This window comes from Paraglaciecola sp. L3A3, assembly GCF_009796765.1.
Lineage (GTDB): Bacteria > Pseudomonadota > Gammaproteobacteria > Enterobacterales > Alteromonadaceae > Paraglaciecola.
The window spans coordinates 19,056-41,700 of record NZ_CP047023.1 but is presented as its reverse complement, the minus strand read 5'-3'; the positions used below and the strand labels follow the sequence as shown (position 1 = coordinate 41,700).

Annotated in this window: 20 protein-coding genes and 1 pseudogene; 8 read left to right on the top strand and 13 right to left on the bottom strand. The window is 39.6% G+C overall.

Going from position 1 to position 22,645, the window contains the following annotated elements:
• Positions 1–9: 9 nt before the first annotated feature.
• The 4 genes from GQR87_RS00170 to GQR87_RS00155 form a co-directional block, all read right to left on the bottom strand.
• Positions 10–3,258 (bottom strand): TonB-dependent receptor domain-containing protein, encoded by a 3,249-nt coding sequence (locus GQR87_RS00170; RefSeq protein WP_158965378.1) that lies wholly within the window; start codon positions 3,256–3,258, stop codon positions 10–12.
• Positions 3,259–3,378: 120 nt separating this feature from the next.
• Entirely contained in the window at positions 3,379–4,332 is a 954-nt protein-coding gene (locus tag GQR87_RS00165; protein ID WP_158965376.1) for a FecR family protein, read from the bottom strand.
• Positions 4,329–4,892 carry an RNA polymerase sigma factor gene (locus GQR87_RS00160; protein ID WP_158965374.1) on the bottom strand — a complete coding sequence of 188 codons (564 nt, stop codon included), beginning with the start codon at positions 4,890–4,892 and terminating at the stop codon, positions 4,329–4,331. The genes GQR87_RS00165 and GQR87_RS00160 overlap by 4 nt, the downstream gene beginning before the upstream one ends.
• Positions 4,893–5,399: 507 nt before the next feature.
• Positions 5,400–5,591 carry a hypothetical protein gene (locus tag GQR87_RS00155; RefSeq protein WP_158965372.1) on the bottom strand — a complete coding sequence of 64 codons (192 nt, stop codon included), beginning with the start codon at positions 5,589–5,591 and terminating at the stop codon, positions 5,400–5,402.
• Positions 5,592–5,697: 106 nt separating this feature from the next.
• Between GQR87_RS00155 and GQR87_RS00150 the strand changes: the two genes are divergently transcribed.
• Positions 5,698–6,678, top strand: a complete 981-nt coding sequence (locus tag GQR87_RS00150) for a transposase (protein WP_158965370.1) — start codon at positions 5,698–5,700, stop codon at positions 6,676–6,678.
• A 507-nt stretch (positions 6,679–7,185) separates the two neighbouring features.
• Here GQR87_RS00150 and GQR87_RS22505 read toward each other — a convergent pair.
• Positions 7,186–7,320 (bottom strand): annotated as a pseudogene (locus tag GQR87_RS22505) (transposase domain-containing protein); the annotation flags it as partial.
• A gap of 525 nt (positions 7,321–7,845) precedes the next feature.
• Here GQR87_RS22505 and GQR87_RS00140 point away from each other — a divergent pair.
• Complete coding sequence (locus GQR87_RS00140; protein ID WP_158965368.1) at positions 7,846–8,427, top strand: hypothetical protein; 582 nt, start codon at positions 7,846–7,848, stop codon at positions 8,425–8,427.
• A 285-nt stretch (positions 8,428–8,712) separates the two neighbouring features.
• On the top strand, positions 8,713–9,753 hold the full coding sequence (locus tag GQR87_RS00135; RefSeq protein WP_158965366.1) for a S9 family peptidase: 1,041 nt from the start codon (positions 8,713–8,715) through the stop codon (positions 9,751–9,753).
• 371 nt (positions 9,754–10,124) lie between these two features.
• On the opposite strand, the gene GQR87_RS00130 is transcribed toward GQR87_RS00135, so the two are convergent.
• The 8 genes from GQR87_RS00130 to GQR87_RS00095 all read right to left on the bottom strand — a co-directional run bounded on the left by GQR87_RS00130 (position 10,125) and on the right by GQR87_RS00095 (position 16,619).
• The gene (locus GQR87_RS00130) at positions 10,125–10,931 is read right to left on the bottom strand and encodes a PhzF family phenazine biosynthesis protein (RefSeq protein WP_158965364.1); all 807 of its coding nucleotides are present in this window, start codon (positions 10,929–10,931) and stop codon (positions 10,125–10,127) included.
• A gap of 20 nt (positions 10,932–10,951) precedes the next feature.
• The gene (aroE, locus tag GQR87_RS00125; RefSeq protein WP_158972826.1) at positions 10,952–11,773 is read right to left on the bottom strand and encodes a shikimate dehydrogenase; all 822 of its coding nucleotides are present in this window, start codon (positions 11,771–11,773) and stop codon (positions 10,952–10,954) included.
• 2 nt (positions 11,774–11,775) lie between these two features.
• Positions 11,776–12,693 (bottom strand): oxygen-dependent coproporphyrinogen oxidase, encoded by a 918-nt coding sequence (gene hemF, locus GQR87_RS00120; protein WP_158965361.1) that lies wholly within the window; start codon positions 12,691–12,693, stop codon positions 11,776–11,778.
• A gap of 1 nt (position 12,694) precedes the next feature.
• Positions 12,695–13,261, bottom strand: coding sequence for a Sua5/YciO/YrdC/YwlC family protein (locus GQR87_RS00115; RefSeq protein ID WP_158965359.1), 567 nt, complete (start codon positions 13,259–13,261; stop codon positions 12,695–12,697).
• A gap of 69 nt (positions 13,262–13,330) precedes the next feature.
• Positions 13,331–13,894 (bottom strand): type I DNA topoisomerase, encoded by a 564-nt coding sequence (locus tag GQR87_RS00110; protein ID WP_158965357.1) that lies wholly within the window; start codon positions 13,892–13,894, stop codon positions 13,331–13,333.
• Between the two features lie 13 nt (positions 13,895–13,907).
• Positions 13,908–14,384, bottom strand: a complete 477-nt coding sequence (locus tag GQR87_RS00105; RefSeq protein WP_158965355.1) for a DUF494 family protein — start codon at positions 14,382–14,384, stop codon at positions 13,908–13,910.
• Between the two features lies 1 nt (position 14,385).
• On the bottom strand, positions 14,386–15,528 hold the full coding sequence (dprA, locus tag GQR87_RS00100; protein ID WP_158965353.1) for a DNA-processing protein DprA: 1,143 nt from the start codon (positions 15,526–15,528) through the stop codon (positions 14,386–14,388).
• A gap of 14 nt (positions 15,529–15,542) precedes the next feature.
• A complete protein-coding gene (locus GQR87_RS00095) occupies positions 15,543–16,619 on the bottom strand; it encodes a LysM peptidoglycan-binding domain-containing protein (RefSeq protein ID WP_158965351.1) in 1,077 nt (358 codons plus the stop codon).
• A gap of 215 nt (positions 16,620–16,834) precedes the next feature.
• Here GQR87_RS00095 and def point away from each other — a divergent pair, with 215 nt between their 5' ends.
• The 5 genes from def (at position 16,835) to GQR87_RS22100 (ending at position 22,616) form a co-directional block, all read left to right on the top strand.
• The gene (gene def / locus GQR87_RS00090) at positions 16,835–17,344 is read left to right on the top strand and encodes a peptide deformylase (protein WP_158965349.1); all 510 of its coding nucleotides are present in this window, start codon (positions 16,835–16,837) and stop codon (positions 17,342–17,344) included.
• Between the two features lie 7 nt (positions 17,345–17,351).
• Entirely contained in the window at positions 17,352–18,296 is a 945-nt protein-coding gene (gene fmt / locus GQR87_RS00085) for a methionyl-tRNA formyltransferase (protein ID WP_158965347.1), read from the top strand.
• A gap of 25 nt (positions 18,297–18,321) precedes the next feature.
• Positions 18,322–19,638, top strand: coding sequence for a 16S rRNA (cytosine(967)-C(5))-methyltransferase RsmB (gene rsmB, locus GQR87_RS00080; RefSeq protein ID WP_158965345.1), 1,317 nt, complete (start codon positions 18,322–18,324; stop codon positions 19,636–19,638).
• A 28-nt stretch (positions 19,639–19,666) separates the two neighbouring features.
• On the top strand, positions 19,667–21,046 hold the full coding sequence (trkA, locus tag GQR87_RS00075; protein WP_158965343.1) for a Trk system potassium transporter TrkA: 1,380 nt from the start codon (positions 19,667–19,669) through the stop codon (positions 21,044–21,046).
• A gap of 196 nt (positions 21,047–21,242) precedes the next feature.
• Positions 21,243–22,616, top strand: a complete 1,374-nt coding sequence (locus tag GQR87_RS22100) for a CsgG/HfaB family protein (RefSeq protein WP_199271663.1) — start codon at positions 21,243–21,245, stop codon at positions 22,614–22,616.
• The last annotated feature ends 29 nt before the right edge of the window (positions 22,617–22,645 follow it).

Genomic DNA, 22,645 nt, shown 5'->3' with positions numbered 1-22,645 from the left:
CTGTGTTAGTTAAAAGTCGTAGGTCAACTTGGTGTATACATAGCGGCCAGAAATACTGTGTACACGGCCAAATGTTCCGAAGCTTTCATCTGCTAAGGGAGGGTATTTATCAAACAAGTTTTTTACCCCGAATGTTACCCGCAACCCTTGTAGTGCGTCTTTCTTGAATTTATGACTAATATAGGTATTCACTTGCTGCCAAGCATCTATTTTCCAGCGTTGGTCCACACCATCAATAGTTGTTTTAGCGCTAGATTCTTCAAAGTCCCCCACGTATTCCCAAAACAATGCACTGGTCCAGTTACCGATATTCCATTTTACTGAAGCATTTGCTTTCCATTCTGGACGACCATTTACCCCCACTAATTGGCCAAGTGAGCTCACTGGCAGGCCCGCATTAATTAACACTTGTGATTCGTTGCCAGGAAATGACTCTACACCTTTAAGATGCGCGGCAGAAAAATTATAAGTGAATTTTCCATACTCGCCATCTGTTATGTATTGAGCGGTATAGTCAACGCCACTAGATTTGCGTTGGTTAAGATTCATGTATGGGTCGTAAATACGCAATATTTCGCCGGCCGGAGTAATATCGGTACCATCAAATAACGCAAGGTCTTCATCAGTAGGTGTGGCTCGCACAACGTTAGAGTTATTAGTTCCATCTCTCAAATATAGCTGGTCTAGGGCTGATTGGTTCCCAGCCCCCAAGACTCCAACCACATCACGCTGCACAACTTCCCAATAATCAATGGCAAGTGTCAGGTTTTGAATGGCACTAGGGGTGATTACTAAGCCTAAACCACGGTTGTAAGAGGTTTCAGATTCGAGATTAGATGATTCACGAATAACCGCAACTTGGTTGCCTTTACAATTGGTATAGTTACCTTCAATCAAGCCCTTTTGCAGCATGGCTTCACATCTGGCGTAATCCACAGTTGAAGACTGGCGCTGCACTGCACTGGAGTTAATTTGCACTAAGTTAGGCGCGCGAAAGCCTTTTGACCAACTTGCACGGAGCATAAAGTCGTCATTCAAAGCCCATGATGCAGCAATACGTGGAACAACAACACTTCCAAAGTCAGAAAAATGCTCCAAGCGCGTGGCTGTTTGTACGTCTATCGCTTGGACTAATGGAATAGCCTGCCTGGGAGACACCAATGGAATGGCCAGCTCAGCGAAGGCAGATACCACACTGTGATCTCCTGATAAGTCATTTGTGGGACTGTCACCTAAGGAGTTACTTTGGTGTACAGCGCCAGATATGGCGTCTACGTATGGTTCTGTGCCATCTAGTCGTGAGTCTCTATCGTCACTAAAGCTTTCGTAGCGGTACTCTAAGCCAGAAGCAAAACCCACGCTGCCAGCTGGCAAACTAAACAAATCACTATTGGTTATTTTGAAGTCAACCAATGCAAGTTCGGTATCTCCTTTTTTATCAAGATTATCATAAATGGCAGATACTACTTCAGGTGAATTACATGCGCCACAGAAGGGGTTGTATGCATCAGGGGTAGTTTTGTTAATCGCTGCTTGTAGCTTACTTACCGACACCGCGTAATTGGTTTTGTCTTTACTAATGGCCGTTGAATACATCGCCGCGGTATCAAAATCCCAATCCCCCCATTGCCCATTTAGGCCAATTAATGCTCGGTAGGTTTCATTGGTAATAGTTGCCTGTCGAGGAATAACTGTATCGGTTACCCGATATGAGCGCAGCACTAAGTCGAGCCCTTCACTTGAAATATCGCTGGTATTAGCTAAGCGATTTGGGTTGGCACTGCCATCAGCTAGATTGATATTTCCAAAGGGGTTCCAGTAAGCATCTTTTGAGATGGTGACATATTGATCTGTCAATATTCGTGCAGAATCACCTTTGCGTTTTGTTTCTGCGTAATAAGCACCTAGTTCTCCATATAATTGTAAGTCAGCACTTAGGTCGTATGTTATAACTGAGAATAAATTGGCGCGATGACGTTCGGAAAATAAGTCTCGCTCTTGCTCAAGGTCGTGATACATGGGGTTGTCATTTTCATAACTCCAATAACCATTATCAATACAAATGTCATCACTGATATTTGCTAAACAACCTGTATTTGTAGTGGGTTGAACATGAAACCTACCTGAAGAGTTAGTTAATACTGTACCGTCATCTAGAGTAATAAGCCCAGAGTCTACTTTATCAAAGTATCCATGTCCGCCAATTGAAGTACGGTTATCAAAGGCATTGTTGCCCTCAAAGTCAGTTCCTTCTAAAAAAGGGGTACGGTTGGCCACGGCATATTTGTATCTAGAAGCAGGTACCGCATTACGGTGACTATATCCACCATATATAGAAAAATGCCCTTTACCGTCAGCAAACTCATTTCCGCTACCAAGCGTGAAATTAATGTCTTTTTTGCCTAAAGTGGTTTCTTTACCATAGCGCAGTGTAGCTCGCGTGCCTTCATAATCATCAGCCATGACGGTATTGATAACACCAGCCACCGCATCGGCACCATACAATGCTGATGCACCGTCGCGCATGACTTCAAGCCTAGATACCCCTGCAGTAGGAATGGTATTGGCGTTATAGGTCACAACAGGTACAGAATTACTATTTTGCCAACCGGGGTGAACGGCCATGCGTCGTCCATTAATTAGCATTAGTGTGTTCCCCGTACCAACAGAGCGTAAATTAACGGATGCTATATCACCGCGGACTGTGTTTACTCCACCAGAAAAATTGGTTTCATTAAAGTCTACATCGCCAGATTGAGGCAACATACGTAGTAGTTCAGCGCCGTCTGTGGCGCCAAAAGCAGCGATATCTTCACTGCTTAGCATTGAGATTGGCAGAGTGCTTGAAATATTGGCTCCGGCTATGTAAGAGCCAACAACTACGACCTCTTCGATATATTCGTCTTCTTTTGGTTGTGTTGAAGATTGTGTTTTTTGAGATGTTGCTGGCTTACTCTTTTTTACTATTACAATTGCACCACTAGCACTTTGTGTCGCTTTATATTGACTGCCTTGCAGTGCGGTATTAAGTGCATTGACTAAACTGTCAGATGTTGTCACCGAGCGGATAATAAGACTTTTATCAATACCCTCAGGTAGCACAATCACTTGATCATATTTTTCAGATAATACCGAAACAGCATCCACTAAGCTTTGTTGTTTTATTGAGTAGTTTTCTGCAGCCAGTACCGGTTGAGAAGTCCCTAGAGCAAGAGCGATAGTCGCAGCCAATAGACGCGGTCGATGGTTAGTGAACATGTGTGAATACTCCGTAGTTATTTAAGTTTTGAAATAGTTGATTTACTTACATAACGATTAGCTTTGGCATCTGTTTCAGTGCAATTAACAGATTCACAAAACCTTCATAAACACAGAGCTTTAATTTTTTAGCCATATCACGCCCATAGAGTCGATATGCCACTGAATGTTGTGGCTTACTTGCAATGCATCTAAAAATTGATTCAATTGATTTAACCTAAAAGAAGCGGTAACAACCTGGTTGCCAATCTGGGGGTGAGCTAGTTGAATAGGGTCTTGTCGATATCTATTTAGCACGCCTACAATTTCAGCAATAGTTACCTGTTGAAAAGAGAAACGCTTGCTGCGCCAACTCGCAAATTGCTTCTGTTGATTGGTGCTTATATCTGAAAACTCGCCAAGAGCACTAACAGTGACAGATTCAGAGGCGATTAAATCTTCCTCGAATGCTCTGTTACTTACATTCACTCGACCCTCTGCAACTTCTACTTTTATAGACTTATTGCGTTTTAACACTTCGAATACTGTGCCTAATACTGTTACATCAAGGTCATTAACAGTCACAATAAACGGCCTTTGTGGATCTTTAGAAACCTTATATATGGCGTCACCAGTTAACTGTGAAACCTTTCGTTGTTGTTTATTTTGAGTAACCAGTATATGGCTTTTCGCCCCTAAAGTAATGATTGTGCCATCAGGTAAGATAAAGTCTGCTATTTCACCCCGTGCAGTTTTAAATTCGAGCGGCGGTGAAACACTTACTTGTTGATAAACCAAAAGAAATGAAACTAACGCCACACATGCAGCTAATAAGCTAAAAGGATTAGCTAACTTTTTATGTGACGGCTTTTTAGTTCTTTGTTTTAAATATGCCGCTTCGCCAAGTGAGCTATAGCGATTTTGACGATGCATAACCTCTAAATCCCGGAAGCATTGCATGTGCTTGTCGTCTAAACTCAACCATGCTTTAACTTGCTGTTTTTGTTCTGGCTCACACATCCCTGAGTGCAGTAAGTGATGATATTTTCTGGCTTGTTGCCAAACAGCCTCACTGTAATGTTGATTTAGTTTCATTGACAGCTTCCTTCTATTGCTAAATATGCAATGTTGTCAACGGAGCTACCTTGCTCCCAAGTATTAATTGATTGATCTAAAAGATTTTGCGCAGCTACTATCGTTCGACTGATATTGGCGATAGGTAGTCCGGTTTCTTTAGCTATCTGCCGATAACTTTTACCCTCTATGATACTCATTGTCATTAACTGTTTTTGTTTGTCGCTAAAGGTCGAAATAGCTTGTTCGATCAAGGTGTTGCGTTCTATTTGAAGGGCTGATTGCTCCGCTGAATCTTCAAAAATAGGATCTATATCTAATTCTTCAAAGATTTGATCGATAACCTGCTGTTGTTTATCAATTCGTCTAAATTGATCAATGAAAAGGTTTCGTGCAACTGTGTAGATAAATGCTTTGGGGTTCTCGATTCGATGTTGGTCGCAAAGCTCTGAATATTTACAAAATGCTTGTTGGGCAATGTCTTCTGGATCAGGCGGGCCTGGGCCAAATCGAGCATGTAGTTTGGCGCATAGTTCTGACCAATACTGTTGATACAGTTGGTTAAAAAACTTCGATTTCATAAATATTATCGTCAAGCTTAAGGCTCCGAGAGAGTATGACGTTTACGTTACATTTTTATGAAAGGTAACGTTTCAGTCAAAGTGGTTCTTAAAGTAGACGAATGAAAGACAGGACTGTTTCAGACTTTCAACAGTTATTTAGACTCCCTTACTTATAAAGCACCCAATAATCACTAAATGAACATGTGGTCAATAATGGGAATATTTGTTTATTTGATTTTTATATTAGGAATTTAAACTTATTTCGATATTGAACTAGATAAATTCAGCAAAGTACCTGATTTAACTAAAATTTCAGGCAGCATGAGCCAACCAAGTTTGTTGGTCAGTTTTAATGAAAGTGAAAATAAAGTATTTAGGCCTGTTGAAGTAATACCCTGGCCTTTGCCATCCCTCGTATTCGTTGATGGTCGGTATGTTGTTTGAATTGTTGTAGCATGTGTTCGCTGCCAACAGCTGTATGAAAGTGTTGTTCAAATTCTGTGGTCAGAGTGAGCGCGCAGTGGTTTATTTGTTTAAGCGTTGTTTAAATATACGATTATTTTTTTCCGCTAATTTTTTGGTTTGTTCTAAATGATAGGCACCTGGTCTAGGCTGATACTTTGGGTTTTTGGTGGGCATTTCAGCTTTCATTTCTTTTAATGAAGCCTCTAAATGCTTAGCGAGGGCTATGACTTTTTTCGGCTGTTGAGCAGCCAAATTGTTTTGCTCGTTAGAGCTGTTTTACCAAGCCACCCATAATAATTTGACTAAATATAAAGACAAGCTAGGCTTTGATTAGGAAATAAATCAAAGGATTGATGTCATGCCCCAGCCACGTAGTAGTCAAATTTCTTTATCGGATACCCCTTATTACCATTGTATTTCTCGCTGTGTGAGAAGGTCTTTTTTGTGTGGTGTAGATAGTTATTCAGGCCAGAGTTATGAACATCGTCGAGGCTGGGTTGAAGAGCGCTTATTGTTTTTATCATCTGTATTTTCAATCGACATATGTGCTTATGCAGTGATGAGTAATCACGTGCATGTGGTGCTACATGTAGATGTCCAACAAGTGATGGATTGGACAGATAGTGAAGTGGTTGAACGCTGGCACCGTCTACATAAAGGCACATTACTCACTCATATGTTTGTCAGGGGAGATACATTAAGCCAAGGTCAACAGCTAAGTATAAACGACACCATAACCGAGTATCGAAAGCGCTTGCATGACATTAGCTGGCTTATGCGTAATCTGAATGAATACATTGCCAGAGAAGCCAACAAAGAAGATGACTGTACTGGCAGATTTTGGGAAGGGCGGTTTAAATCACAGGCTTTGTTAGATGAAGCCGCATTATTGGCCTGTATGGCCTATGTTGACCTTAACCCGATTCGAACCAAGATAGCTGATACCCCAGAAACGTCAGAGCACACCAGTATTAAACAACGCTTAGAATCGATAAAATGTGCCACCACAACACATTCACTGATGCCTTTTGTTGGTAACCCTAGACAATATATGCCTAAAGGTATCGCATTCTCTCTCAAAGACTATTGTGAGTTAGTGGACATAACAGGCAGAATAATCAGAAACGACAAAGCAGGGCATATAGACCATCAGCAACAACCCATCCTACAAAGGTTAGGCTTATCAGACGAACAATGGTTAACCCTTACAACAGAGTTTGAAAAGCATTTTTGTTATGCAGCAGGGGCAGAAATGATGATGAATCAGTTTAAAGCACGCACAGGTCATCAACGCATACGAGGAATGGGTAAAGCAAAAACATTGCTACGCTGCGCATAATCTCAATATAGCAGTTAACTTATCACCGATAAGGAACAGTTGTGCCCACAACACCGCTAAATTCCTATTATTTCCACCAAATAGACTGAAACTAACCTTCCGCCTCCATATTTCAATCAATCCAAGCCATTATCACGCTGAAAATCGATATTAAATATTTGGGTTAGACTCAAAATATTATTGAAACCTTATTATGGGTGGCTAGGTAAAGACTGAAAACCGATATTAAATATTTGGGTTAGACTCAAAATATTATTGAACCTTATTATGGGTGGCTAGGTAAAGACTATTAATTTGGATTGAATAACGGATATTTACAATGTCAGCCAGTCACAATTCAAGTATACCATACCTAAATAATGACCATATATTACCCCTGCCAAATCTGTGAGTAGCTTAATACGTATTTCATCGATTATGAGCGAGTGTCATTAGTGGGTACAGCAAAATGATGAAAGTACGACTTCCTGAAATAGCCTTCAGTATGTAACCGTCCGGTGATCCCATCTAGTTTAACTTAACATTCCATGGCAGTAGCAATTCAATGTCAGGCTCAGGCATACTCAGCTCTGTTAGCAAGTGCACGACATAGTTGAATGGCGTCAGTCCATTTGCCTTAGCGGTTTCGACGATAGAATAAAGAAAACGTTACCCTGACACCCATCACAAAAAATGGCAAAAAGACTTATATGTTCTAAACTTTAAGGCATTCAAATCACCAAGGATGGTCTGTTATTCCACAGTCACGTAAATCTCAAATTTCACTCATTGATACCTCTTTATATCGCTATGTTTATCGCACTACTGTTAGTCACCTATATTCCAGCAATAAGTGAATACTTACCTAAGTTATTTGGGTTTATGTAGGAATAATAACGAATGCCTCAACTACTTGTCCGGATAATAGCACTCTAAAGGAGTTATTTAGGACACCCTTATTTATAAAGTAATTGAAATGCCTGTCCTCAATTTGAGTCTAGTCACAGATTTAGGTCACCTTCCTCCTATAAATACACAAATCGGCTTTAATTCCAGGTTTTAGAGCCATAAGTGAAAAATTACTCCCATGTTTTTTGCTTGTTGATTAAGTACTTATTGGGTATTTTATTACTTTTGGTGTCTAGATAACTTTTCTTATGTAGCGGCATAGTTATAGGGGAGCTTTTGGTGAGTAACGGAATTTTTAACATAATTAACCCTACAGGAAAGGATTACCCTTGGAAATTGGCTATCAAGGCGTTATTCAATATGGGGGATGTTATTGTTCCTCAGCATGATATGAATGATCTTATTTTAAAGACGATAAAACAAGATGCTGTTGTGCATCAGCTTTTTATATACAAACCTTTGTTATTTCTGGAATATTTTAATATTGATGTTAAAGATAATCAGGACGAAGTCGCCTATTTAAAAAGGGTTTACCATAAATTGCATTTGACTTTAGATAGGGCCGCTAACTTAGGCCTTGTAGATATTGAAGAAAAAAAACCGGAAACTAGTGATGGCACTGAGTATTCAGCATACCATTACAAGTTATCGTCAAAAGGATTAGATGTTGTTTTGCGCCTTTTTGAGCATGAAGATCAAGAAAAGAGAAATGACCAGCAAACACTTATTTCAGAACGCACCTCTAAAGCCAGTATTTCATCAGCTCGGACAGCACGTAGAGCACTTTTCGCTGCAGCTTTCATTGCTGTTGGGTCTATTGGTAATTTAGTATTTACAATTTATGTTGAGTGTTGGAAATAATAAGGAAAAAACTGTGGTTCAAACTCCCTGAAATGTGTCATTTGTCACCAAATTTACCGTTCAACCCATTAAACTATTTAGCCCGCTTTGGGCGTGAAGCAGTTGTGAATCTAGGCCCGTATTGACGAAAGTCAGGCTTAAGCTTGAAAGGAAAATCTGTGCCATTTTTAGTCGTTAAGTAGGAGTTATCTGCCAGGCAGTTGTGTGCCCAAACCAGAGCGTCGATAGTTAAACCTTACGGTGAAGTTTGTCATTATTGCTATTTAAACAGAAAAAACTTAATGTTTGCTCCAAGTAAAAACAGGAAGTCAAAAACCAACTAAGGAAACTACATTGCATATATATATTCTCGTTTTATCCATAATTCTATGCTTTCAATCATTAACTGCATTTGCTGAGAAATCCACCTTAATAAAAAATGTAAAAACTTGCTTTAGTGGTCCTTTTGAAACTCATGGAAATTGGGGGAACTTTCTCGAATCCAAAAAGAAAAATTTTAATAAGGAACTGTTTAATAAAACATTTACAAAACAACGGTTCAATACAATTAAAGCTTCGCTAGTTTGCAACAATTTCAGGTATGAAGTCGATGGATATATAGTTGAAGGTTATTATTTAAAACCTCGTAACGCATCTAATAAAAAGTTGCCTGTAGTGATATATAATAGAGGCGGCAATGCTGGATTCGGTTATGTTGCTTTTGGCCAAAAACTACAATTAATTTCAGATATTGCTTTGAAAGGATTTGTCGTTATTGGAAGTCAATATCGAGGATCTAGTTCTCGTTCTATATCTAATAATGGACATGATGAATTTGGTGGAACTGATATTAATGATGTTCTTAAACTCATTGAAATAGCTAAAGACATACCAGATGCGGATACTGATAATTTAGGCATGGTTGGCTGGAGCAGAGGTGTTATGCAATCTTATATCGCCTCTCAATCAATTCCATCTTTAAAGACTATCGTTGCTATAGCGGGAAATAGTGACGTTGAAAAAGCACTTGTATGGCGACCTAGCATGGAGAATGTGTATAAAGCTAGGGTGCCAAACTTTGATGAAAATAGATCGACTGAGTTGAAGTCAAGATCTGTAAGTATGTGGTTAGATAAAATTCCCACAAAGATGTCTATTTTACTAATTCATGGAGATAAAGATAAAAGAGTAAATGTGGAGCAATCTAAATCGTTAGCATCACAATTAAAGGGAAGAAATCATCCTCACAAATTAGTCATATACCCCAACGACAATCATGGCTTAGTTAAACATCGTAAAGAAATGACACAAGAAATAATATCATGGTTAAAAACCAGCTTAATTTAATGAAAGGTGGTTAAAAGAACTTTAGCTAATTGAATATTTCGCTCATTTTCGCCGTCCGAGACTGTAATGCGTTTGGTCCGCTTTGGGCGTTAAGGCGAAGTGGCTATCAAAAAGCACGGGATGATCGAAATTGGCACATAGACCTATGTCAAGTTTGGTTAAGTTAAACCAAGCCTTTTCCTCTGTGAGCTCTGTGCCCTCTGCGGTAAAACGCTTTTATTTCTGCCTTTTTATTCACTATCTCCTTATCCCCGCTTTTAAACTGCTTTTTCTGCCCCATGCTGCTTAGTCTGCAATATTCTGTTTTCCTCTGTGAGCTCTGTGAGCTCTGTGCCCTCTGTGGTAAAACGCTTTTGTCTTAGCTTTGCTTGTTACTTCAAGCTATCTCCACTCAGGTTAGGTAGATTAATTACGCCTTGCATGTAGTCCACAGCATGGCCGGTTAGTAACACTCTATCTTTTAATAACTCACAATTGACCAAACCGCTGCGTGCAGATATTTGCCGAGCCAGTAATGTGGTTTTGCCTAATTGTTTGGCCCAATAAGGTACAAGTTGGCAATGAGCAGAGCCAGTAACAGGGTCTTCGTTCACCCCTAAACGTGGAAAAAAGCAACGGCTGACAAAGTCTTGTTGCTCACTTTTTGCACTGACAATTACTCCGCGTTTGTCTAATTCAGCCCATTTGCTGAAATCAGGTCTGATATTTTTTACATCATGTTCAGAATTCAATACCACAAGATAGTCATCAGCTACTAATATATCTAACGGCTCTATGCCTAAGCCAGCTAACAACAATGACGGAGCTTCAATATTAATAGGCATGTTAATGGGGAAATCCATGGTGTAACCGTGCTTACTTTTTGCCACTAACAATTCACCACTGCGAGTTTGAAATCTTATAACTGATTCTATAAATGCTAGGTGTTGGTACAATACATGTGCCGCTGCCAGTGTTGCATGGCCACAAAGATCTACCTCAGCTTGTGGGGTAAACCAACGTAAGTGAATATGGTTATTCGATTGCACGAAAAATGCGGTTTCGGATAAATTATTTTCTTCAGCTATTTTTTGTAACAGCTCATCCTCTAACCATTCATCTAATGGACAAACTGCCGCAGGATTACCTTCAAATACATTAGAAGCAAAGGCATCCACTTGGAATAATTTTATTTTCATAGCGATCCCCAAATAAGAGTTTAAAGTTCGGCTCTTAGCGCTGCAATGACAGGCTCCACTTCTGGCCTAACACCTCGCCACAAATAAAAACTTTCAGCCGCCTGCCCTACCAACATGCCTAAACCGTCAGAAAAACGTGTCACCCCAAGTTGTTTTGCATGACTTAGAAAGACAGTAGGTTTGTCGCTATAACTCATGTCATAAACAAAACCACAGCTGGCAATGACATTATCTGCAATAGGTGGTAATTCACCAGACAAACTGGCTGAAGTGGAATTAATGATCAGGTCAAAAGGCTCTGTTTGAGCGACTAAATCACTAAAACCACAAGCTTGAAGATTATTTTGCGGTATAAGCGAGGCTAACTGCTGCGCTTTTGATTCAGTTCGATTGGCCACCAGCAATAAAGAAGGCTGTAACGCTAACAAAGACTGTAGTGCCCCTCTAGCTGCTCCACCGGCACCTAGTAATAAAATTCGAGCGCCTTGATTAACGGCTTTTAAACGTAATAAATCTTGGACTATGCCGGGACCGTCTGTAGTGTCACCCAAAAATTTACCGTTAGCTTGGCGAATAATAGTATTTACCGCGCCAGCTAATTGGGCCCCTGTAGAAAGTTCATCCACCCATTGGGCGGCTTGCTCTTTAAAAGGTGCAGTCACATTACAACCTTTAGCGCTAGGATCTGCAAACAATTCATCTAGCGATGGTTTAAAGTTTTCTATGGTCGCAAGTTGGCGGGCATAACTAATAACTTGTGCGGTTTGTTGTGCGAACATAGAGTGGATCTGCGGAGACTTACTTTGCGCAATGGGATTACCAAAAACAATATATTTGTCGATCACTACAGCCACTCCCTAGGATGTAAATAGTTTTCATAAAGATCCGCTTCTTTACTACCAGGTTCAGGTTGATAATCATATTCCCAACGAGCCAGTGGTGGCATAGACATCAAGATGGACTCGGTACGGCCACCGGTTTGTAAACCAAACAAAGTGCCTCTGTCCCATACCAAATTAAACTCAACATAACGACCACGTCTATATAGCTGGAAGTCTCTTTCTTTTTCTGTAAAAGGTGTGTCTTTACGTTTTTCGATGATCGGCACATAAGCATCTAAGAAAGCATTACCAATAGATTTCATGGTTTTAAAGCTTGTTTTGAATCCTGGTTTATTCAAGTCATCAAAAAACAAACCGCCAACACCACGAGTTTCCCCTCTGTGTTTTAGGAAAAAGTATTCGTCACACCACTTTTTATAATCGGGGTAAACATTATCACCAAAAGGTTCGCAGGCTTTTTTCGCCACTTTGTGCCAATGTACAACATCTTCTTCAAAGGGATAAAAAGGGGTTAAGTCAAAGCCACCACCAAACCACCAAACCGGCTCTTCCCCAGGCTTTTCAGCAATAAAAAAACGTACGTTAGCATGGGTAGTAGGTACAAATGGATTACGAGGATGAATAACTAATGAAACACCTACCGCTTGAAAACTTCTACCGGCTAATTCAGGTCGAGCAGCGGTTGCTGATGCTGGTAACTCCCCACCAAATACATGAGAAAAGTTAACGCCTCCTTGCTCAATTATATTGCCTTTAGTGATAACACGTGTGCGGCCGCCCCCACCTAACTCACGCTGCCAATTATCTTCGATAAAGTGGCCTTTACCATCTACCAGCTCTAAAGTTTGACAGATATTATCTTGCAATTTTAAAAGGTATTTTTTTACTTTTTCAATATTGGGGCTTGTATCGTCAGTCATTTTACACATTATCTCTTATGATTTGTCCGGTAATTCCGTGACGTATTTTACTTGGGTTAGCACTTTTTCCTAATTCACCAGGTATCAACACCACTTGTTGTGGAAACTGTTGAATTACTTCTTGTTCACTAATGGCAGCAGGCTGACCTGTTAAGTTAGCACTAGTAGAAACCAAAGGTTTATTGAATAACTCACATAACGACTGTACGAGAGGATGAGCACTGACTCTTACCGCAATCAATTCAGAACCTCCAGTTAACCAAGCAGGCGCATTTTTAGCGGCAGGCAATAACCAAGTGTTGGGTCCTGGCCAGCTAGAAAATATTTCGGTACGCTTATACATAGGAATCGCAGCATCATTTACGTAAGGTAATAATTGCGAATAACTTCTCGCCACTAAAATCAAACCTTTCTCTATAGGTCTTTGTTTTAATGCTAGCAAAGCCAAGACTGCTTGTTCTTGATCTGGATCACAACCTAGACCAAAAACAGCTTCAGTGGGGTAAGCAAAAATCTTTCCAGCCAAAAATTCTGTTAAAAGAGAATCTTCATTTTTTAATAATTTCATTAGATAAAATAGTCTTAGTGATTAAACGCAGTTAAGTGCAATGGTAAATATGAGAAAAAACAAAGCAGGTCATTCTACCGACTTTTTATAACCGCACAACTTTTGAGGGCACTGTAAAACCTCTTTCCCTGACAAGACTTTTTTAATCAATACAGGCCATTGGCATTCAGGACAAGTGGCGGTAACGGGGGGGGAGTTCAGAACGTATTTACACTTTGGGTACTGATCACAGGAATAAAAAGATTTACCGAATTTGTTAGCACGTTTACTTAGATGGCCCTTTTTACAAGCAGGGCAACTAACAGTGGTTTCTTCGGCTTTATTAGTAGACTCAATATAGTGACAAGTAGGAAAATCACTACAGCCTATAAACAAGCCAAATCGCCCTTTTTTGATCACTAGTGACGATTGACACAAAGGGCATGACGAGCCGTCAATCACCTTTATATCTGCATTTTCGTATTCGTGGAGAGGTTTGGAAAAATCACATTCAGGGTAATTACTGCAGCCAATAAAGGCACCAGATTTACCGCGACGAATATTTAATTTAGCTTGGCACTTAGGGCACGGACCAAACGCCTGCTCTGACGCTTGGTCATGGGTAGAAAATAATGAATGGTCAATTTTAGACACTTATTTTACACATTTAATGCAGTGGCCCTTCAGGCTCTTCAAATAATAAATCTTCCATTTGAGCATAAGCATTCTCTTTACCAGGTACATTAAATAGGACCATAAGGACTACCCATTTCATGTCTTCTAAACAAAATTCTTTGGAATCAATTTCCATCACGCGATCAACCACCATTTCTCGAGTAGAAGAATCCAAAACATTAATTTGTTCTAAAAACATCAAAAAACCACGACATTCAAGATCCAGTCGCATTTCTTCGTCTTGTGTATAAATACGGGTGACAAATGAGGTGGGACCTTTGGCAAAATAAGGTTTTATATCGGTTTCTTGCAAAGCCGCAAGTTTTTCTAACCAAGAGAGCGCTTTATAAATTTCATCGTGATGAAATCCAGCTCTAATTAGCTCATCGGTTAATTCGTCTTGATCAACTCGAATTTCCGTTTCGTTGTGAATAAAGTTCTCAAACAAATACATGAGGATATCGAACATTTTATTTTTCCCCCAATTTAATGTAACCGCCTGGTACTGCGCTGACTAAACCACACAACTCATACTCTAATAATTTTGACATTACATCTTCAACAGCAATGCCACTGCGTTGCGCCACTAGATCTAATGACGTAACTTCAAAATCTACACTATCTAACAATTTGTCTGATGCCAAGCTCTGATCTGAACTTTTTTGCTCAATTGTTTGCTTTGCATTCAAAAAAGGTAAGTTAACACACCTAAACTCTTCATTTATATCTTCAATACAGGTTACCAATTTTGCCCCTTGTTGAATTAAATAGTTACAGCCAGTTGCCATAGGGTTATGAATATTGCCAGGCACAGCAAAAACTTCTCTATTTTGCTCTAAAGCATATTTAGCGGTAATTAACGATCCACTCTTAATCGCGGCTTCAACAATAAGAGTACCAACAGCCAAACCACTAATGATTCTATTTCTTCGAGGAAAGTTTTCAGGTTTACTGGGCACACCCGGTGAAAACTCAGAAATAATCACACCATCGGATGCTAAAATTGTTTCAGCTAACTTTATATGGCGCTTAGGATACATTTTATCAATAGCGGTACCTAAAATAGCAACTGTAATATGTTTACCTAATAATGCCCCTTGGTGCGAAAAACCATCTATGCCTAAGGCTAAACCACTGGTTACTGTCCAGCCTTGCTCGCTAAGTTGATGAGCAAATCGCTGAGCATTTTCTTTTCCTTGGGTACTTGGGTTTCTGCTACCAACCATACCCAACTGGTGACGACTTAAATGTTTATAGTTGCCGTAACCATATAGCACAGCAGGTGGACTAGAGATTTGTTTGAGTAATTGCGGATAATCAGTATGCTCGAAATATAAAATAAAACGATTCGCTGCAGCCTTTAGCCACTGCAGGCTTGTATTTATGCGGTTTTGGTCAGGACGACAGATTATTTCCACTTGTTGGCTATTGAAGCCTAATTGTTCTAGCTGTTTAGCCGGTAATAACAATAATTGACTAAGTGTCAGCCCATGTTTTTTTTGCAACTTAAGTAAACTGGCAACAGAAAATTTGGGTATCTGTGTCAGTTTAAGCCAATCTAATAAAGCATCAGATTCTTGGTAAGCCTCAATAAATTCAACATCCTGTTGCACATTTTCTCCTTAGCTCATGGTTTAGCGACTATCATTCCTCTTTTAATAACTTTAGCTGACTCAGTAATAAGTGCATAACTGGCATTCTCAAATGTTTTGAACACCAACACCTCGCCTACTTTAATTGCTGGTTGTTCAATTTCGTCACCACGATTAAAGGCACTACGAATGGCATTACTTTCGCCGGCGTATTTAGGCGTATAACCGTCAATAATATTAGGACCTTGGCTATATATTCCCATAACCGTGCCCGCGTCTAGGTGGTCACTGCCAATGTCTAATATCACAACATTGTATTTACCTAATAGGTTATGTTGTTCTAAATCACCAATAATATAACCATTTTGTTGTTCCGCAGCTTGAAGAGTAATATCACCTATGTTTAAGTTTTTATAAGGAATGATCCTGTCGCCACGCTTAATTTCTAGAACTGCTTGGTTGATTTTAAGTAAGTTTTCTTTCTTTAGCTCACTTTTGATTGGCTGAGCTTTAGCTAGATGTCTAACCTGCAAACCAATCAGCTTACCTTGCATGTCGTATAACTCATTTTGCGCTCTAATAATCTGGTAATCACCTTTAGGTTTGTCTATTGATTTACCTAAAACTAAATTATCTGTTTCATAACGCACAGCCCCTTCGTGATTACCCAACACATAAGGATTTTTTTCATATGAATCTGCAGACATTATCATTTCATTTGTGATGTAAGGGCTAATAACTGACCAAGGTAAAGCAGGAATAGCCTGCGCTTGTTTAATTTTTTTTTGCCCTTCAGGAGACAGTTTCATTCGTACTTTAGCTTCATCTCGAACCAAATCAAGGACTATATCCCCCTGATTATTCTTGGTTAAACGCAACTCATCTCCTGGGTAAATTAGATGAGGATTTGATATATGTACATTAGTTCTCCATAACTCAGGCCACAACCAGGGTTTTGACAAATACATATTTGAAATGTCCCATAAGGTGTCTCCCTTTTTTACTACGTAGACTTGAGGAGCTGAATCTTTTATGTTTAATACGTCGGCAAATGAAACAAGCGGCAATAAAAACGCAATTGCGAGTAGCTTAACTAATCTTTTAATCATCATTGTTTAATACACCTTGATGCAGTCACTGTTATGTTTTCGATCCATTTAAGCTAGAATAGCCCATGCTGAAATGGTTTAAATAGCTTAATCTATTTGATCGTATAGCAAATAATACACAGACCAATACAAATGGATACTTAGTTACCTAATGTCGCTATTGGTTTAATCGGTTTCAGAGTCACTATTTATGTGGCTCATTATAGTTGAATAATAGAATGGCAATATTAGATGTTTTGCGTTTTCCTGATGAGAGATTACGCACAGTCGCAAAAAAAGTAGACAAAATAGATAGTGCAATAACGACCTTAGTGAACGATATGTTCGAAACTATGCGTGAAGAAAATGGCATAGGACTAGCCGCCACCCAAATCAATGTTCATAAACAAGTTGTGGTGATGGATGTATCGGAAGAACAAGATAATTCGCTGGTATTTATTAACCCAGAAATCACCCATATGGATGGTAAAACCATAAGTGAAGAAGGTTGTCTGTCAGTGCCAAATAACTTTGCTCAGGTTGAACGAGCTGAAAAAATCACTGTTACTGCACTCGATAAGAAGGGTGAAAGTTTTACTATGGATGCAGAAGGCTTATTGGCCATTTGTATTCAACATGAACTCGATCATTTAAAAGGTAAGTTATTTGTTGATTATCTATCACCATTAAAACGCCAACGGATCAAAAAGAAACTTGAGAAAGAAGCTAAGTTAGCGGCCAAAGGGTAATTTTAAATTGAGCACACGGTTAAAAGTCATTTTTGCAGGCACGCCTGAATTTGCAGCTTTGCATTTACAAGCGTTAATTGATTCTGAACATGAAGTAGTTGCAGTATACAGCCAACCAGACCGCCCTGCTGGCCGTGGAAAAAAACTGCAAGCCAGTGCAGTGAAACAATTGGCTGTCGAACACGAGATTGCGGTTTATCAACCTGAATCATTAAAAACGCCAGAAGCTCTGCAAGAACTAGCGGCATTACAAGCTGACATAATGATAGTCGTTGCATATGGGCTTATATTACCCAAAGCAGTGCTTGAAACACCTAAGTTGGGTTGTCTAAATGTGCATGGTTCTTTATTACCTAAATGGCGTGGAGCGGCTCCTATTCAACGCTCTATTTGGGCTGGCGATAAAGAGACGGGTGTAACCATAATGCAAATGGATCAAGGACTAGATACAGGTGCTATGTTGTTAAAACATGCCTTGCCAATTGAACCTGACGATACCAGTGCTACCTTATATCAAAAATTATCTGTAATAGGCCCACAAGCTTTAATAGATACCATAGAACAGTTACCTCAGCTACAAGCTGAGGTACAAGATGAAACGTTAGCCTCTTATGCCCATAAATTATCTAAAGAAGAAGCGAAAATAGATTGGCAATTAGATGCCTATCAAATTGAAAGGAACATTCGTTCTTTTAACCCTTGGCCGGTCGCTTTTTTTAACGTTCAAGATACTAATGTAAAAGTATATTCAGCTGAAGTTGTTGAAAAAAGTCAAGAAAATATTCCATGCGGGCAAGTTATCAAGGCTGATAAGGCTGGCATCTTAGTTGCGACTGGAACGAATCAATTATTACTAAAAACATTACAACTACCGGGGAAAAAACCTATAGCCGTTGCTGATGTTTTAAATGGCCGCGCAGATTGGTTTGCTCAAGGTGAAATTTTACGATGAATATTTTTAATCTAAGCAGTCAGCTATGAAAAACCATAAAGGTCGTCAAGTTGCCAATTTACGCGCTGATGCAGCCAAAGTCTTATTTCAAATTCTTGAAGAAGGTCAATCAGCTAGAGAATGTTTACCTCTCGCTCAGGCTCAGTTAAAAGATCAAGACAAAGCTTGGTTGCAAGAGATGGTCTACGGGGTGTTACGCCACCTACCGATTTTGCAGTTTTGGTTAAGGCAACTGCTAGATAAACCATTAAAAAACCGTTTTAAAATAACCGAACATCTGATTATGTTAGGTTTTTATCAGCTCGCTTTTAGTCGTGTCAGCCAACATGCCGCTGTTTCTGAAACTGTAGCGGCCTGCCAGTCATTAAACACATTAGCAATGAAGGGCTTAGTTAATGCCATTCTGCGTACTTTTATTCGTGAAGACATGGCAAACCAAGCAGCTCCTAATGAACAAATAGCCTCGGGGTTACCCAAGTGGTTATACAAAAAATTAGAGAATGCATACCCAACACAACTTGCTCAACTGGTTGATAATATGCAGATTAAAGCGCCTATCTGGTTGAGAGTTAACACCCAGAAAATAACTATTGCTGAATTTAAACAAGCCTTATCTGCAGAAAATATTGAATTTCAAACTTCAGAAAATCATATAAGCGGACTAATTTTAGCTAAAGGTTGTGACGTGACTACACTGCCTGGTTTTGCTTTAGGCTGGTTTGCAGTACAAGATGGTGCAGCCCAATTAGCGGCAGAATATTTAAATCCTCAAGCTGATGAGAATATTTTAGATTGTTGCGCTGCTCCCGGCGGCAAAACTTGTCACATGATAGAGCTACAGCCAAACGTCAAAAGTATTACTGCACTAGAAGTGGATGCCTATCGAGCACAAAGGATCCAAGAAAACTTCGACCGCTTAGGACACAAAGCGACAATCATAGTCGGTGACGCTAGCCAACCTAATAGTTGGTGGGACAACAAACAATACGAGCGAATATTACTAGATGCCCCCTGCTCTGCTACAGGTATTATAAGACGCCACCCAGACATAAAATGGTTACGTAAAGCAAAAGATATAGAAGTATTGGTTGAGCTGCAAAAGCAAATATTAGCTGCAGTTTGGTCACAATTAAAACCAGGTGGCACATTGTTGTATGCCACTTGTTCGATTTTGCCTGAAGAAAACCACTTACAAATAAGTCATTTCTTATCAAATACCAGCGATGCAATTCTGGATACAAGCTTCAATAATGACTCAGTTGACAAACCAGGCAGACAAATTTTTCCAGGAGACCAACAAATGGATGGTTTCTACTATGCCAGACTGCTAAAGTCTGCTTAATAACAAGGTTTAAAGACCACATAAAAACATGAAAATAATCATTCTTGGTGCTGGCCAAGTTGGCGCGACATTAGCCGAAAATTTAGTTGGCGAAAAAAACGAAATAACGGTAATTGATTCTGATCCTGAAACATTAAGACAATTACAAGATAGGCTTGATCTGCAAGTTGTACATGGAATGGGCTCACACCCAGATGTTTTGAAAAAAGCAGGAGCCGAAGACGCTGACATGTTAATTGCCGTTACCAATAGTGACGAGAGTAATATGATGGCCTGCCAAGTCGCTTTTAGTTTATTCAAAACACCGACCAAAATAGCGCGGATTCGCTCCGAGCAATACATTATTTACCAAGAACAATTATTCAAACATCAAGATATTCCTGTAGACCACTTAATTGCCCCTGAGCAACTAGTCACCAAAGCCATCAAGCGATTAATTGATTACCCAGGTGCCTTACAAGTTGTAGAATTTGCTGACGGTAAAGCCAGCTTAGTGGCGGTTAAAGCTTATTACGGTGGTTTATTAGTAGGCCATGCATTATCCACATTAAAAGAACATATTCCTAATGTAGACACTCGTGTAGCGGCTATCTATAGACGTGGAAAACCAATCCGTCCTCTAGGCACCACTATTATCGAAGCTGACGATGAAGTGTTCTTTATTGCAGCCACCAAACATATTCGAACGGTAATGAGTGAATTACAAAAACTCGAATCAAGTTATAAAAGGATCATGATTGCTGGTGGCGGACTTATTGGTGCAGGGTTGGCCAAACTATTAGAACATGACCATAATGTGAAACTAATAGAATACAGCCAAGAAAGAGCTAAATACCTGTCAGCACATTTAGACAAAACTATAGTATTTGCTGGCGACGCTTCTGATCATGAGTTGCTCACCGAAGAAAATGTCGAACAAATTGATGCCTTTATCGCTGTCACTAATGACGATGAAGCCAACATTATGTCTGCTATGTTAGCCAAACGGTTAGGCGCTCAAAAAGCCATGGTATTAATTCAACGTGGTGCATATGTTGATTTAGTACAAGGTGGTGAAATAGATATCGCATTCTCCCCCCAACAAGCAACTATATCAGCACTATTAACCCATATAAGACGTGGCGACATAGTAAATGTTTACTCACTTAGACGAGGCGCAGCAGAAGCAATTGAAGCCATAGCTCACGGAGATCAAAATACATCTAAGGTAGTGGGTAAAAAAATACGAGAAATAAAGCTACCTCCTGGCACTACCATTGGTGCCATAGTGCGCGCAGATGAAGTTATCATTGCCCACGGCAACACAAAAATAGAACCGAATGATCACGTCATTTTGTTTTTGGTTGATAAAAAATACATTAGCCATGTTGAAAAACTATTCCAACCTAGTGCATTTTTCTTTGGTTAAAAAGCAATCAAAGATTAATATACTTAATATTTTAAAGTTGCTAAAGTTAGTTAGTGCCATGTAGTTGAACTATAAAAGACGGAATTTTGCTGTATTACTTAAGAAACTTTTTTGGGTAAATTAATATCGTTATATACGTATCAGGCGAGTATTGAGCGTTTAATTTAATATTAATTTATACCCAAGGAAGCATCTGATGTATCAACCACACTCAGGTATGAAGCAAATCGCGACTACCGATCATAGATCTAGTATAAAGAAACCTATTACCAAATTTATTGTTGTCACTTTATTATCTACATTAGTCTCTAGCTGTATGTCTACCATTCCCCAAATGGGCGATACAGATGGAAACACTATAACAGGCGGGGCTGGTGGAGGTAATGCCGAAGGTAATAATTCTAGCCTTGAACAATGTGATCAGACTTTAGGTACATTGACTGTATTTGAAGACACCAAGCAAGCATGGTGGCGTACTTACCGTTCACGATACCCTAAATTAGGTAGCACTTTACCTGTCATTCGATTAATGATTCAACAATCCAACTGTTTTGTAATCGTTGAGCGCGGGGCGGCAATGTCCTCGATGAATAGAGAGCGGCAGTTAATGCAATCAGGGCAATTAAGATCTGGTAGTAATATTGGTGGCGGACAAATGGTAGCCGCAGATTATACTTTAAGTCCGTCAATTCAATTTTCTGCAGAAGGAACAAAAGGTTTGCAAGCTGCTGGTGGCGCATTACTGGGTGGTTTAGGTTCCTTAATTGGTGGTGGAGTTAAAAAAAATGAAGCATCTACCACTCTATTATTAATTGATAACCGCTCAGGTGTGCAAGTATCAGCTGCTGTAGGTAGTGCTGGAAACTGGGATTTTAACCTGTTTAACGGCTTATTTGCAGGCCCTATAGCAGGTGGAGCAAGAGGGTTTTCAAATACGCCTGAAGGAAAAATTATCACAACTTCATTTGCAGATTCTTTTAATCAAATGGTCAAAGCACTGCGAAATTACAAACCTCAACAGGTAGAAGGAGGTCTAGGCAAAGGCGGAAGATTGACCATAGGAGGTGCCGATGATCCAATGCCGCAAGCGACAAATATTGCTCCTATTGCGCCAGCACCGCTACCTGCTCCCAACCCAGTTTATGTTGAACCTACCCCCAAAGTAGTCAAAAAACCTCGCAGTCAAAGTTTTTATATCGATGATAATTATGATGAAAAGGCTCTGAACAAATACTATGACTGGTTAAAAAACCACGCGCCTCTCATAGCGGCATTAGGTTCAATGTCTACAGAACAAATGGAAAAAGCCGGCAATGGTATGATGAATTACCGAACACTAATCAATATGTTGGTTAGTGGCATAAATTCACACAAAATTGAACTAGAAGCTTGGCCCCTTAATGTCAGACAAGAAGCTTGGGCCGTTTTAGGAAAACGAATAGAATCTCATTCGACGTTATTTGAAAAGAATCGAAAAATGGCACTGCAAAATGAAGATATAGATCCAGTATTTAGGCAAGAGCTAAGCGATATTGTATTGCTCACCAAAGAATCTTTTTTAGCAGAATAAAACAAACCAAGGCCTGTAAAAATAGCAGG